The organism is Loktanella sp. PT4BL, from assembly GCF_003201935.1.
Taxonomy (GTDB): domain Bacteria; phylum Pseudomonadota; class Alphaproteobacteria; order Rhodobacterales; family Rhodobacteraceae; genus Yoonia.
Genome location: NZ_QJJL01000018.1, coordinates 1 through 14,072, shown reverse-complemented (window position 1 = coordinate 14,072; position 14,072 = coordinate 1). Strand labels below are relative to the sequence as shown.

Annotated in this window: 13 protein-coding genes and 4 pseudogenes; 13 read left to right on the top strand and 4 right to left on the bottom strand. The window is 52.8% G+C overall.

Annotated features, from left to right (window positions below):
• From C7964_RS19235 to C7964_RS19200, 8 genes and pseudogenes are all read left to right on the top strand, one after another.
• A pseudogene (locus C7964_RS19235) lies at positions 1-216 on the top strand (hypothetical protein); the annotation flags it as partial.
• A complete protein-coding gene (locus tag C7964_RS19230; protein ID WP_110281175.1) occupies positions 213-419 on the top strand; it encodes a hypothetical protein in 207 nt (68 codons plus the stop codon). The pseudogene C7964_RS19235 and the gene C7964_RS19230, both read left to right, overlap by 4 nt.
• Entirely contained in the window at positions 419-1,534 is a 1,116-nt protein-coding gene (locus C7964_RS19225; RefSeq protein ID WP_110281174.1) for a phage tail fiber repeat family protein, read from the top strand. Before C7964_RS19230 ends, C7964_RS19225 begins: the two co-directional genes overlap by 1 nt.
• A 60-nt stretch (positions 1,535-1,594) precedes the next feature.
• The gene (locus C7964_RS19220; RefSeq protein WP_110281173.1) at positions 1,595-1,885 is read left to right on the top strand and encodes a hypothetical protein; all 291 of its coding nucleotides are present in this window, start codon (positions 1,595-1,597) and stop codon (positions 1,883-1,885) included.
• Positions 1,886-1,888: 3 nt separating this feature from the next.
• A complete protein-coding gene (locus tag C7964_RS19215) occupies positions 1,889-2,668 on the top strand; it encodes a hypothetical protein (protein ID WP_110281172.1) in 780 nt (259 codons plus the stop codon).
• 11 nt (positions 2,669-2,679) lie between these two features.
• Positions 2,680-3,159, top strand: coding sequence for a hypothetical protein (locus C7964_RS19210; RefSeq protein ID WP_110281171.1), 480 nt, complete (start codon positions 2,680-2,682; stop codon positions 3,157-3,159).
• Complete coding sequence (locus C7964_RS19205; RefSeq protein WP_110281170.1) at positions 3,156-3,836, top strand: hypothetical protein; 681 nt, start codon at positions 3,156-3,158, stop codon at positions 3,834-3,836. The genes C7964_RS19210 and C7964_RS19205 overlap by 4 nt, the downstream gene beginning before the upstream one ends.
• A 251-nt stretch (positions 3,837-4,087) precedes the next feature.
• Positions 4,088-4,276, top strand: a pseudogene (locus C7964_RS19200) (Ntn hydrolase family protein); the annotation flags it as partial.
• Positions 4,277-4,356: 80 nt separating this feature from the next.
• Here C7964_RS19200 and C7964_RS19195 read toward each other — a convergent pair.
• On the bottom strand, positions 4,357-4,578 hold the full coding sequence (locus tag C7964_RS19195; RefSeq protein WP_110281169.1) for a hypothetical protein: 222 nt from the start codon (positions 4,576-4,578) through the stop codon (positions 4,357-4,359).
• Between the two features lie 157 nt (positions 4,579-4,735).
• Here C7964_RS19195 and C7964_RS19190 point away from each other — a divergent pair, with 157 nt between their 5' ends.
• Both C7964_RS19190 and C7964_RS19185 read left to right on the top strand, forming a co-directional pair.
• Positions 4,736-5,923, top strand: coding sequence for an outer membrane protein transport protein (locus tag C7964_RS19190; protein WP_110281168.1), 1,188 nt, complete (start codon positions 4,736-4,738; stop codon positions 5,921-5,923).
• Between the two features lie 338 nt (positions 5,924-6,261).
• Positions 6,262-6,664 (top strand): annotated as a pseudogene (locus C7964_RS19185) (transposase); the annotation flags it as partial.
• Between the two features lie 222 nt (positions 6,665-6,886).
• Here the strand turns inward: C7964_RS19185 and C7964_RS19180 are convergent.
• Both C7964_RS19180 and C7964_RS19175 read right to left on the bottom strand, forming a co-directional pair.
• A complete protein-coding gene (locus tag C7964_RS19180; protein WP_146214901.1) occupies positions 6,887-8,686 on the bottom strand; it encodes a sensor histidine kinase in 1,800 nt (599 codons plus the stop codon).
• 68 nt (positions 8,687-8,754) lie between these two features.
• A complete protein-coding gene (locus C7964_RS19175) occupies positions 8,755-9,411 on the bottom strand; it encodes a LuxR C-terminal-related transcriptional regulator (RefSeq protein WP_110281166.1) in 657 nt (218 codons plus the stop codon).
• Positions 9,412-9,653: 242 nt separating this feature from the next.
• On the opposite strand from C7964_RS19175, the gene C7964_RS19815 reads away from it, so the two are divergent.
• The 3 genes from C7964_RS19815 (at position 9,654) to C7964_RS19165 (ending at position 13,598) form a co-directional block, all read left to right on the top strand.
• Positions 9,654-10,259: a hypothetical protein gene (locus tag C7964_RS19815; protein ID WP_146214900.1), complete on the top strand. Its 606-nt coding sequence runs from the start codon at positions 9,654-9,656 to the stop codon at positions 10,257-10,259.
• 3 nt (positions 10,260-10,262) lie between these two features.
• Positions 10,263-11,630: a CsgG/HfaB family protein gene (locus C7964_RS19170; RefSeq protein WP_110281165.1), complete on the top strand. Its 1,368-nt coding sequence runs from the start codon at positions 10,263-10,265 to the stop codon at positions 11,628-11,630.
• A 123-nt stretch (positions 11,631-11,753) separates the two neighbouring features.
• Entirely contained in the window at positions 11,754-13,598 is a 1,845-nt protein-coding gene (locus tag C7964_RS19165; protein ID WP_110281164.1) for a YadA family autotransporter adhesin, read from the top strand.
• 280 nt (positions 13,599-13,878) lie between these two features.
• Here the strand turns inward: C7964_RS19165 and C7964_RS19160 are convergent.
• Positions 13,879-14,072, bottom strand: a pseudogene (locus tag C7964_RS19160) (IS3 family transposase); the annotation flags it as partial.

The window sequence follows — 14,072 nt, the reverse complement described above, 5'->3', positions numbered from 1 at the left end:
GAAGTCTTGGCCACGCTCACCAGCGCCGATTACGGGATCATACGGATCAGCGACACGGTTCTGGAACTGGCGCTACGCCCCGAGCAAACCGCCGGGCTCGCCCCCGGGCGTGTCGTTCTGGACCTCGTGCGCACCGATCTCGCACCCGATCTGCATCTGGGCTTTCTTCTGGAACTGCCGGTCATCCTGCCGGTGACGCGCGGGCTTGCCCCATGAGTGCCGCCATCTCGCAAACAGGGCCCATCACCATCACCGCCCCCATCAAGGTCCGGGTGGTCACAGGGCCATTACGCATCCGCCTTGGCGGCCAGCCAGGCCCTGAGGGCAAGGCTGGTCCACCCGGTGACAAAGGTGATCAGGGCGATCCCGGCATCACCATCCTGCCCACCAACACCCCAATCAACGGAGGCTTCTTCTGATGGCCAATACGATCCAGTTCAAACGTCGCCAGGCAGGCAATGCCGGCGCGCCCGCCGCGCTCAAATCCGGCGAGGTCGCCCATAACGAGGTGGATGATACGCTCTATATCGGCAAAGGCGATGATGGCGCAGGCAATGCCACAGCCATCGTGCCGCTTGCCGGCTCAGGCGGGTTTGTCGCCCGCGTTGGGAGCCAGACCATTGGTGGCGCAAAGACCTTCTCGGTTGCGCCCAAGTCGAGCCAGGACGCCAGCAGCAGCACCGATCTTGTGCGCAAATCGCAATTCGATGCAGAGCTTGCGGGTAAAGCGGCGGCAACACACGGTCATGCGATCTCGGAGGTGAGCGGGTTGCAGTCCGCCCTTGATGGCAAAGCTGCTGATGGGCACGGCCATAGCATCGCCGATGTCACGGGGTTGCAGTCGGCGCTGATCGCAAAGGCGCCCCTGACATCACCAGCACTGACTGGCACGCCCACAGCACCGACGGCCACCGGCGGGACAAATACAACCCAGCTGGCCACGACGGCCTTTGTGCAAACCGCACTGGCAGGCTTTGGCGCGGGGGATATGCTTAAATCTGCCTATGATGCGGATAACGACGGCAAGGTCGACGCGGCTGAGATGGCAGACAGTGTGCCTTGGGCGGGTGTCACCGGCAAACCCTCAACCTTTGCGCCCGCAGCGCATAGCCATGCGATCTCGCAGATCACCGGCCTACAAGCCGCGATTGATGGCAAAGCCGGACTTGCCTCGCCTGCCTTTACCGGCACGCCAAGCGCGCCGACGGCGACCAGCGGCACCAATACAACCCAGATCGCGAGCACCGCCTTTGTTCAGGCCGCCATCGCCGCACTGATTGATGCAGCCCCCGGCGCGTTGAACACGTTGAACGAATTGGCCGCTGCCTTGGGCGATGATCCCAACTTTGCCACCACGGTGACCAATGGGCTGGCCGGCAAACTGGCTGCAGCATCGAACCTCGCAGACTTGCCGAATAAAGCGACGGCGCGGGCCAACCTCGGGCTCGGCACCCTTGCAACGCAAGCGGCAAACGCAGTGGCGATCACAGGCGGAAGCATCACCGGCATCTCGCTTGATGGCGGCACGTTCTAAGCCCTGCTTTGAGTTCCATGTCATCCGTCCCTGACAAGAGGCTGAACCCCAGGAGGTCCCATGGCCAGCACAATCCGTATGAAACGATCCGCCATTGCCACAAAGGTGCCAACCACGGCGCAGCTGGATCTGGGCGAGTTGGCAGTCAATACCCGCGACGGCAAGCTGTTCCTGAAACGCGCCGACGGCAGCGAGGAGATCGTCGAGGTCGGCGCACGTTGGGGTGCGTTTACGGCCCATGCCGCGGGATCAAGCCTGACCTTCCGCTACAACGGCGTTGACGTGATGACGCTCGACGGCTCCGGCAATCTGACACTGCTGGGCGATGTTACCGCCTTTGGGAGCCCGTAAACCATGGCGCTTCCACTGACAGGTCCGATCTCGCTCAGCCAGGTGAACACCGAGCTTGGCCGAGCCACTGGCACTACGATCTCGCTTGGGGACGCGGAGGTGCGCGGGCTGGCGGGCGTGGCCACTGGTGCCATCGGGCTCAGCACGCTGCGCGGTAAATCTGCCCAGTTCACCCATACGATCACCAGCCATCAACAGGAGCTGCACCTGCACACCTATCTGCAAGGGCAGGGCTGGGATGGCACGAGCAAGGTCGAGGTGACGGTGGCCGCAGGCATCTACATCTGGTCGGATAACACCACAACGCCAGCCCTCGACATGGGCGGGGCCTTCCCTGGCGGGCTGACCCTGGTCAACCGTGGCTTCATTATGGGCAAAGGTGGCGACGGAGGCTATCAGCTCACCGACCGCACCAGCTATGTCGCACCGACATCAGGTGGCCCGGCGATTGGTCTGACCGGCCCAATCACCATTGATAATGCCACAGGGTATATTGGCGGCGGCGGTGGCGGTGGGGCTGCGTCAACCGGCAGCGTTCTCGCTTTCTTTGTCACGCCTGTGCACAGCCCCGGTGGCGGTGGTGCTGGTGGTGGCCGCGGCGGGGCCATGCCTTACGGCGACACATCAAGCCTTGTGATGGGCGCCTTTGGCCTCGGTGGTGCGATCGGTCAGCCGGGATCAGTGGCAACAAATTCCAACAACTGGGCTGGAGCAACGATTCCAAACCACGGCGGTGCCGGCGGCGCGGGCGGTGCCGGAGCCACAGCAGGCGGCGGTCTTTAGGAGGATGAGACATGGGTGGTGGCAGCGGAGGTGGTCCACAAAAAATTGGCGGGATATCGGGTCAGGGTGGTGGACGCATTCTGCCGGGGACCGGTAGCGGTTTAGGCGAAGTGTTCACGAATACCACCCGGCAGACTCCAAATGTGGTAGCTGGTGAACCGGATTATCGACCGACCCCTCCTTTTGGGGCCGCGTTTGATACGGTGTTTGCAGCACCTGGCGGCGGGCCAGGGCAGCCCGGAAAGGGCGATGCGTTTGTGGTTTATGTCAACTTAAATACCTCTGATAACTCGACCACGCCGGTGAAACCGATCTCTGGCGGCGGCGGTGGATGGGGCGCTGCGGGTGGTTCTGGAACGCAGAACCTGACTGACTTCACCGCTGTGGAAGGCGGCAATCCCGGCGGTGCTGGTGGTAAGGCCATCAAAACAAACGGCCATGCGGTCACCTGGCTCGGCGGGTCAGATCGCGCATACGGAGCAATCGGATGAAAACATCTCTACAGTTCTTCAAAGACATGGGCGTCTGTGACGGCGCCTACGCCGTGCTGGAACGCGTGTTTGGGCAGGCCGGCGTGACCGAGTTTGATTACGCGCAAGGCTATCAGCTGATGCTTGGCATGATGGACCAGCTGGAGGTCGACGCCGCCCAAAGCGGTGAACCCGGCCATGACACCGCCCAGGGCTGGCTGCAGTGGTGCTATGATCTGCGCAACCGCCCCGAGGCCATCATGTATTTTGGGGATCATATCGAAGAGGACCTATTCCGCACGGCAGACGGGCATTTGCATGAAACGCTGGAAGCAGCGCGGGCCCATGACCGAAGCCGCTATGCTGAATTGCGCCGCGATCATGCCGCGGCGCGCGTGATTAACGGGGTGCGGTTTGACGAGGGCGGTGCAGAGACATGGGAGGTGGTGGATCCAGCGCAGGACGATCTCGCGGGCTTTGATGCCTTTGTCTGGCACGACAGTACCACGGGGTTGAACCATCGTACCGACAGCGCGGCGGACGCTGTGGCGTTCAACGCCTCGCAGGCCGAGATCCTTGATGCGATTGATGCCGCTGAGCGAGCGGCGCGGGTTGAGCGCAGGATTATAGACGAAAGTGGTGTATTCTCTGTTTGGCTCTGCAGCAGCTGTAGCGCTGCCACACCTGCCAAGGTTTGAGCTATTCGTGATCGGGGCGCTTAGAATGTTAGGCTGCTCAAGCTGTCTCGTGGGCACACCATCGATATGGCTCGCGGAGTATTCAGTGCTGAAGTAGCTAGCGCGGGCTTGTGTAGTATGGATGTGTCGGGGTCCGCACAGTCACTGGCGGCGCATCATGGATATGGAATCTAAGCTCTATCGATTAAATGGATGCGCATACCCTATCCTACGATCGGTCTAAATTAACTAGAAAAGGCAAAGACTAATGCACCAAAAAATACCTGCAAACACTGGAAGCGATGCTGATCGTCAGCGACGGCAAAGACCTTTTCGTCATCACCGGTGCGGGCGAGGTGCTGACACCCAAACATGACATTGCCGCCATGGGATCGGGCGGCAACTATGCGCTGGCCGGTGGCCGCGCGATGATGACCGACGGCAACCTGACAGTGGAATGAATCGACGGATGACGGAACGCGCGAGAACCTTGCCGCAGGTGACAAACCCTTTGAGCTTCTCAAACGGTTCAATGACATCGTCATCGGCCTGCTGAGCCTGTCCACCGGCTGGTAGCTTGGTCGCCGTAGTGCTGGCGGATCAGGTCGCATGCTGGCCACGCTCGACCGTCTTCATCGGTCTTGAGGGCAGCAGCATTTTGTGGCTTTTGCCAAAATAATTTTTGCACAAACGGCGGATATTCCCCCCTCGGAATCGCCCTTTCGGTGATGTTCACAAGCAACGCAGCAAGCGTCTTTATCATCAGGATGCCCCCATTATTTCGCCACGCAAAATCTCTTGTAATGCCTCCATTTACTTTCCGTTTCGCCCTGTGAGTATCTTTTGACACGATGACTTTGAATTACCTGCACTGCATCATGAGTTACGAAACGGATATTATTAAAGCGGGATTCTGATAGATGAAAAGCTCCATAGCACTTGGGTCTGCGTTACTGCTCACTACCAGTATCGCACAAGCAGGCGGGCTTGACCGCACAGGAAACGCCTATTCGGTTTTGTTCGAAGACGGCAACTACGCACAGCTGTCCTTTTCTTCGACGACACCGGGGGTTAGCGGTGATTTTCCTAATACCGTCGGCGGCGGATCGACCGAGAATATGGCCAACAGCTACAGCTCAGTTGGTTTCGCGCTCAAATACGGTATTACAGACAAGATCGACCTTGCTGTGTTTCTTAACCAACCTTTCGGAGCTGACGCAGAATACACGACGGGCTTTTATGAGGGTTTGACCGCAATTTGGGAAAGCAATCAAGCGGCAGCAGTTGTCAAGTATCAAGCCGCACCCCGAATTGCTGTCTATGGCGGTCTGCGCGCGGTACAGTCGAAGGCCGAGATCATGATCCCCGACCAGTTGATACGTGCCGGTATCGCGAGCCAGATTCCTGATCCACTTCCTTCGATAAACCCTCTCCCCGACGCGCTACAAACTGCGATTGCACTAGTCCAGTCGCCCGATGGCGCGCTGGGCTATAGCGCCGAGACCGATCAGAACACACAGGTCGGCTATATCATCGGCGCAGCCTATGAACGCCCTGAAATCGCACTTCGTGTCGCGCTGACCTATGAAAGCGGTCTGACACATGATTTCGGTTCAAGCGAAACACTTCCAGCCATCGGGGCCGACAGTGCCAAAGGCACTTTCGACATCGAGATGCCACAATCTGTCACGCTTGACTTCCAGTCAGGCGTGGCCGCCGATACGTTGGTGTTCGGCAGCATCCGCTGGAGCGAATGGTCCGTCTGGGAAGTCCGTCCGAGCGTCTATGAAGGCCTAACAGGTGACAGGGTCACAGGGCTGGGCGATGACGTTTACACATACCGGCTTGGCGTCGGACGCCGCATAAGTGATGATCTTTCTGTATTTGCTCGTGTAACTTACGAGGATGCCCAAGGCGGTATTTCGTCCCGTCTTGCACCGGCAGACGGTTTTGCCAGCTATGGTATCGGTGGAAGCTACACCATAGACGCCGTTGAAATTACAGGTGGTATTGAATATGCCGTGCTTGGAGACGCCAACGACGGTTTAACGGAGTTTCAAAACAATACGGCGCTCGGCTTTGGTCTCAATATTGGGTATAACTTTTAAGATCGCGGTCTGCGCATTGCTTGGTTGTTTGGCTTCCATTGCATTGACAACGTGCTGGCCGAAGCGCAAATCCCAATTCTGCTGGTCGTGCCCTAACTCACAGTCGGTTACATCCTGATTGCCTTCGGTCCTGCCGGACTTGTCATCGGCAGTTTATGCCCGCCTAAATAATTGGAAAAAAGGACGCCGCTGATGTGGAAAACTATGCTTGCCCGGCGATGGGTGCGCCGCTTGGCAGCGACAAGCCTCATCATCTTGGCATCCCTCTCTTTCTCCTCAATCTGAGGCGCGAGCGCGCCGGGCGAGCGGCAGAGCGCCTGCCCGAGCTGTCGTAGCCAAAGGCCAAAGCCGCGACCCACAACATTTGGCAGGCCGAAACCAAAGAAGAAGCTGAAAAGGCCTTCGATTTTTTCATCAAAACCTATGAGGCCAATTACCCCAAGGCGACGCTGTGCCTGCAAAAGATCGGACCGAACTCTTGGCCTTCTTCGACTTCCCAGCTGAACATTGGAAGCACATCCGGACCACGAACCCGATCGAAAGTGTCTTTGCCACGGTCCGCAATCGCACCCGGAAAACCAAGGGCTGCCTGAACCGCAAAACCGCCCTCGCTATGGTCTTCAGGCTGATGATGTCAGCCAAGAAGAAGTGGAGGAAAATCTCCGGGCCAAACCGTCTGACCGAAGTCATCCGGGGGTTGAGTTCAAAGACGGGATCAAGCAACTTCAAACCGCCGCTTGACGACGACCGTCACCAACTTTTGGGCATAGCTCGGCATAAGTTCGCGCCTGAGGTCTTATTCCTCCGATATCGTATCGTGAAAAACACTGACACTACTGCAGCCAGATCTGAAAGCCGTCAAAACCATCGCCCAGTCCGCCCTTTTTTACCGCCCCGTCCAGATTTGACAATAATCTCCTAGCAAAATCAATTTTTACACAAGCATTATAAATAGCATGAGTGCTATTCAGGGCGGAGTAAAGTACCTTGTGAAGACGGAAAGTCTGGGACATTAAGCGTAACTATTGCGCCAGACTCTCTTGGTTGAATATCGAGAGTCGCGCCAATACTTGAAGATCTGTTCATCATACTAGCAATACCTAGGCCTTTTCGGTTTTTTTCGGTGAATGAGTGCCCACCCGTATTTATAATTATCATTGAGAAACCGGTTTCGTAACGCTGTGCCACAATACTAAGGAACTTGCACTGTCCTCGAATGACTGCGTTGTGAACTGCTTCTTGAACAATGCGTATGATTTCCATGAGAACTTTGGGCTCGGTAGCTCCTTGATCAAGCAAAGCAGAGGTCGACCATTCCACCTCAATCCCCAGATAAATCAATGGATCGATCAGTTGCGCCCGCAGCGCACTCAAAGCAATTGTTAATGAGGCTACGTCTGACGGCCTAGCTTCGAGGATTATGCGAATTTCATTCAAAGCATTACGGCTTAGAATGTTAATTCGTTGAAGTTTTGAATCAGTACTTTTCTCAGATAATGAGTTGATTACACTGAGGTAGGTTAGCACGCCATCATGTAATTCAGCTGTTAACCTTTCCGTTTCTTCTCTTGACGCAGCCTTCGCTTGAAAATCTGAAGTGCGCTTAAACTCAGCCTCTAATACTTGGCTTTGATGTTTTAATGCTTTTTGCATTTCCAAATTAGTTATGGTTAAATTTATCTTTTTCGACAAAATAAGCTGAACGAAGGTTGCTCCGATACTTATACTAAAAATTGCCATAGCTATCGATGCAAAGTTTGCTGGTATTGAAACAATTCCAAACCTAAACAATATATCATAGCACACAGCGTAGCATGTGACCGACGCGGTTATCGCCCATATCGCAATGTCAAGTCTTGATGAATAAATATAGCTTCTTATAGTGGTGAATGAAAGTGTGATGGTCCCTAATATTAATACTGGCGCAGATACAAGCTTGTTATATTGAACAAGGTCAAAGCCCCAAATAATCGCCACTACTGCTGGCAAGAGAGTTGCAGCACCGAACCAGTAATACGCGCTTCTAAAAGGACGCTCCAAATTTTGATCATGAATGTCGAAAAATAACTTAAATAAGGCCACAATGCTCAGAGGGCTCAACGAGATACCAATTTGACCAACAAACACAAAGCCAGCATTATAGTCAGTGAATTTACCCAGACCACCGAGCGTAAAATATAGTAAAATAACTATTGGAGCGTAAGCCTCTGAGCCTATTTTGCGTGTCAGTATGCTGTATATGAGTAGAAGAAGAAGGCTGATTTGACCTCCAAGCATTGCGGTCCTCAGGGTGTCAAAATAGATACTCAGGATAAGTTCATATTTTTGAAAAAAGCTTGAGTTGCCAACATACATCTTTGAAACAGCTGCTAAGCCTCCACGGTCTGTTGTTAATTCGAAAGTAAATCTGAAAATGCCATCATTACTTGTGAGACTGTTCAGTGTGGTCCATGGAATTTCTATGATTGCAAAATTCCTGGAGATTACAGAAGATGGCCAATTTACATCGTCATGATAATAAACCACCACCCCATCTACACTTAGCTTTAAGCTACCAACAAAGTATGGAACATAAATACTGTGTTTTTCATCATGCTCCGTAAGCAAAGCTAAAAACTCGCCACTTGCGGCTAACTTACCAGCACTATTATTGTAAAAGTAGCTGACTGGAAATGATTTTTCCGTACCATCTGCGCCAGTGAAAGACGAAACTAAATAATCATAACTCTTCACTTCATATAACTTACTCGCAAAAATATGCATGATTGAAATCGAAGATATTATGATGCATATTAAAATGCCCACCTTTATTCTAGCGTATTGCCGTGTACTCATACTATGATGCCTGCAGCTCGTGCCTCGAACACAGCCTCAGATCGGTTTGTGGCTTGTAGTTTTTTATAAATATTTCTGATATGGACCGGCACAGTCTTTTCTGAGATGTCAAGAGAGGTTGCTGTCTCAGAATAAGATAGGCCCTTGGCAATCATATTAAGAACTTCTAGTTCACGCGGCGTGAGAATGCCGTGTGAACTAATATTATTTGTCTTTTTCATTTGAAAGCTGCCCAAAGTTTGTATGCGCGAAATAACTGTATATGCAATCGACGGCGACATGGGAGACTGGCCATTCAGAGCCATTTTTATTGCATCAGTAATCTGAAGAGAATTATCATCTTTATGGAGGTAACCGATTGCACCATCCTCGAGAGCCCCGATAATTGAATTACCATCAGAGAGGGCCGACATAACGATTGAAATACTGTTGGGATTAATTTTGCTAAATAGCTTGATGCATTCCCTTCCTGAACCGTCTGGGAGCTTAAGGTCGGCGAGCAGAACATCCACATCACCTTCGAGTAGTTGCTTTTTGCATTCAAGAATTGATGAAGAATAGCTGATACGTGTGCAAATTTCAAATTCGCTTACGATTTCAATCAATCGCCGTTGTAACAGAAAATTGTCTTCCAGGACGAAAATGTGTGTCATCAAGCTACCGCCTTGCCTCGTTTATTACGCACAGATCCTACGCCATATGTTTGACGAATACTTGAACAATTTTTAGGGCTACCATGCACATGGTATGAAACGCTGAAGTCTACCATGCACATGGTATGAAACGCTGATGTCTACCATGTGCGTGGTATTTCGAGAGGAGGCCACTGGTTGTAGTTGAATGGAGTAGCTCGTCGATTGGTGCGGCTACCTTAGCGAAGTTGGGAGTGCGATACATGCCGAACACCACGATGGTTTTTGCGACATTCTTCAGCCTTACAATTTCCCAAATAGGGTATGCTGATGGATTTGGCCCTGGATTCTCATCAAGCTATCAGTTTCGCAGCGACAATGACCGAGCTGTGAGGGTTGGTGTTGTTGACTTGATGGAGCGGAAGGCAGCTGGCCAGTTTCAAGCACCTATTTTTAACTCCACAACAACAACAAACATCGCTGGCGATCAAATCAACTGCGATGTGGTTGCAACTACCATCGGTAATAGTGGTGGTTCTGTGATTGAAGGCACGGCAGGGGCGCCTAGCGTATTGAACTCGCCCAACGTGAACGCAGGAGCTACTGGAAACTTAGCTGGTGGCGAGGCTGGGGGAGCTTTGAGCGCTGGGGGTGAAGGTGGCGGCGGATCCAACGTCGTAAATACGTCCCAAGATGTGAATGGTTCAAGCCAAACGAGTAGCGTGGGTGCAGCGGAACAAGGGGGCGTCACTGGCAATGTAGGTGGGAGCCAAAGCAGCCTTGAGCAAGTTTCTCGCAACGAACAGGATTTTAACACCAGCGCCCTCAACAGTTCGATTGCAGGCTCCTCCGCTTGCTCATGGAATTGAATAATGAGGATATTTTTATCGGGTGTCATTGTTTCCGCGATACTTCTGATTTCTGGATGCGCGGGAGTATCAACGGGCGGCTATCTTGAAGCTGGTGTTGGAGACTTACCAGTTTTAGCCACTGCTACTGTAACAGAGAATCGCACACCAGTTGATGATGCTATGCAATGCTATGGTGAAGCATTGTCGCGGGCCAGAGAAGAGTTGTCACCACTTTCGATTGCGGTTGGCGATATACGAGATTTTACAGGCAGGTTAAGCGATCAAGAAGGAGCGATGGTCACTCAAGGGGCTGGGCTGATGGTATATAGCTCGTTAGCCGGAATTGGTTCATCGGTACGCATTCACGAGCGCCTTGATCCAAGGATAGCTGAACTTGAGCTTGGATATCTTGATCGTCAAAGGCTTGGTGATGGCCAAATGCACAGAGCCTCTCCATCAGCTGAGCCAGCGCCTTGGCTGCCCTACATGGGGGGGTCAATTTTACAGAGCGATTATTACATCGTCGGGGGCGTTACAGAGCTAAATCATAACCTGTCCAGTGGAGGAGCTGAGGCGCTAATAGGTGGCGTGGGCGCCCGAGCTCGTTATGCAGTTATAAATGTTGCGGTAGATTTACGTATTGTTAACACCCGCAATCTTGTCGTCGAGCACGCCGTGTCAATGCAAAAACAATTGATCGGGCAAGAAGTTGGCATCGACATATTCCGTTTTTTTGGAACGCGTTTGTTTGACATTAAAGGTGGTATCCAGATGACCGAGCCTACCCAGTTGGCTGTGCGCTCTGTCTTGCAACTGGCGACGCTGGAGTTACTAGAGGCTGTTTCTGGCGTGGCGAACGAGCCATGCGTTCGTAGCGTGCAGCCTGATTTGGATCGACAGCAGCCAAGGCCACAGCCATCTTCTGAGCGGATCAAATGGCCACCAGACCCTGAAACAGCAGTGTCAGCCGCAGAAATCGACACAGCTTCGCAAAACGCACCCATTGAGGAAGTTTCTTTGGGTGAAAATCAGGGACCTGTGATTGCTGTAATACCGTCAGCGGCACCTGCGAAAGAACAATCCTCAGATGTACAAGCTGTAACGGACATAAGCGCGGCAGTGATCGGCGCAGCAACAAGTTCAGAGGTAGCGCAAGCGCAATGGGAAAATATGAGATTAAATAATGAGGTGTTGTTGTCTTCTGTGAATGCAGACCTGGTGAGCGTTGGCCGATCTGAGGGACCATTCCTTATCGTTGTTGAGCATCCCGACAAAACCGCGGAACAGTTCTGTGAAGCCGCAAAAACGGCAAGTTTTGAGTGTGAGGTAGCGCCGCCTCAAGTGATAGCGGCGCGCGATGCTGCGCGGCAACAAGTGAACTTTGAATGAAGTTTGCAAGAGAATTTTTAGAAACTGGCTCTAGGGCTAATTTCTAAAATTATCAGAACGGATTAGCCGGGCTCCGTTCATTTTGATACCGGTGAATTGGATAACTCCTCGAAGGAATACAATATGAGAAATACGAAGAACTCTTTACGCAGTGCATTGCTTGCCGGCACCGCCCTTGTTGCCGTTAGTATCGGAAATGTTGCATCAGCGCAAAGCACAATTGATGCGAGTGATGGCACTATGTCTGTTTCGGATGCATTGGCAGGATTTGTTTCCGCTACAAGCCAAATTGCAGACGGCACCAGTGTTGATGCCGATGTTACTGCTTCTGACAGTCAGATCGACCAGACTGACGACACAGATATTGATACAAATCAGACAATCTTTGGTGAATCTGCCACGGCCCAAGCACGTCTGAACCAAGGGACCAACACTCTGACTATCAGCGCACCGGCTGACGATGGTGCGGGTACATTCACAGGTTCAACCGGTATTAATGACGGTGGCACCCTTGCGAGCATTGACGCGACATCAGGCATTGTTTCCGTGCAAGACTTAAATGCAGCTAGCCTTGCTAGCGACGGCGGTGGCGTGACGGTTGGGGTTACAGCAGACACTGGCGGAACAGGTGCCGGGGTTAACTTTACTGTTGCTTTGGATTCACCCATCGTTTCTGGTGATGTTACCAACAGTGGCAACGAAGCCGTAGCAGATGCTCTCGCAAACGATGTCGTGAACACCCTCTCCGTGACTGGAGCTGGCACTGGAACATTCAACAGCCCAGCCGCAATTGCTAACCTACAAACAGTAAACCCTGGCGCAACAGCCGATTCATCGCTTGCAGTTACTGCCGGAGCCTATGGCAATGTGACGGTAGCCATAGAGGATAATACTACACCGGACACAAGTGCAATCAGCGGCGATATTACGCTAGATCAAAACACCGTTGCGTCACGCGCTGCTGTAAACACTTCCGTCAATGACCTATTTGCTGGAACCGCGGACAACCCTGCACAGGGCGTCTTGACCGGTGACTTGACGTCTATCGCTGTAGAAACCAACGGCACAATTGGTGGCTTTATTGCCGACTTTGGTGTCGCAAACCTCCAAATGATTAATGAAGGCGCAGCAGATGGTGATAATATTTCCATTACGGCTACAACCGAGGGTATTGTTGCGGTGGGTGTCGATGCTGCAGCTGCTTCTGCAGCCATCAGTTCGGAAAATATCGTCCTACGCAACAACGCAATCCTGTCTGATGCTGCGGGGAACACTGCAACCAACCGGGGTATCGCAACCACAAGCGGCATAAACGGCGTATCTGTTGGTGTTGCATCACTGCAGGAGTTTGCAGGAGCTGACGGTGCCGATGACGTTGTTGCGAGAACAACACTGGGCACAGTGTCATTTGGCAGTGGAGTGACAGGGACTCCTGGATCTGGTGGTACGTTGGCTGGTGTAGACTTAACATTGTCTGACAACCAAATCGGCGCAGCAGCATCTGGCAACGAAGCAACTAACGTGGCGGCGGTGACCTCAACGGGTATCGAGGGATCGCAAAGCTATGTTGCAGGCCGTCAGGTTGCAACCGAAGTCGGTGTCTCTGCGATTAACACAGCCGCCAACATTGTTGCAAATGTCGAAAGCTCAGACAACGCTTCAAACCTTATCTTGAATAATAACGTGGTGTTCTCGACGGCGGCTCTCAACACGCAGACTAACGTGTTGCAGAACGTAGGTTCGTCCAACCTTGGCACCAGCACAATGGTATCCACCAGCCAGCAAGAAATCATCGGCGGATCGTCGACGGCAGCGATAACAAGCGCAACATTAGCAGCTATCGGTTCTGCCACATCTGTAGCAGCGTCGACGCTTACCGGAAACACTGTACTTGCTTCTGCAACCGGCAACGTATCGACGACGTCGATCACGAACCGCAACAGTGGGGGCTTCAGCTTCACGCGCTGAGGATTATCGAAAAAAATGGCGTCGCCGGTCTCGGCGGCGTCAATATTGAGATGACCCTTTGCAGGTTGTTGGTTATATGACGCAGGTTGCAACAAGTCCTTATAGGCATCTCTAAAATTGCTCCTGGCTTTAACCTGACCAGCCACGGGATTTTTCCTCCATTTGGAATTAGTGTCCGACTCAACGAAGGGACGGACCATGAAGCGAACGAGATATACAGAAGAGCAGATTATCGGCATTTTGAATCGCCCCGGTTTTATCGGAGACCCATAGCTTCATTTCACGCGACCAAATCGAGCACGTCGCGCTGTGCATAGAAGTTCTCTTCGGCTTCAGCTGGCGGGATGTCCGATGGGTCCAAGCAGGCGCCGGTTGTTGGACCAATCGACCCAGCCGAGGGTGGCCATTTCCAGATCCTGCATGTTGCGCCACGGTCCCTGACGATGAACCAGCTCGGTTTTGTAGAGACCGTTT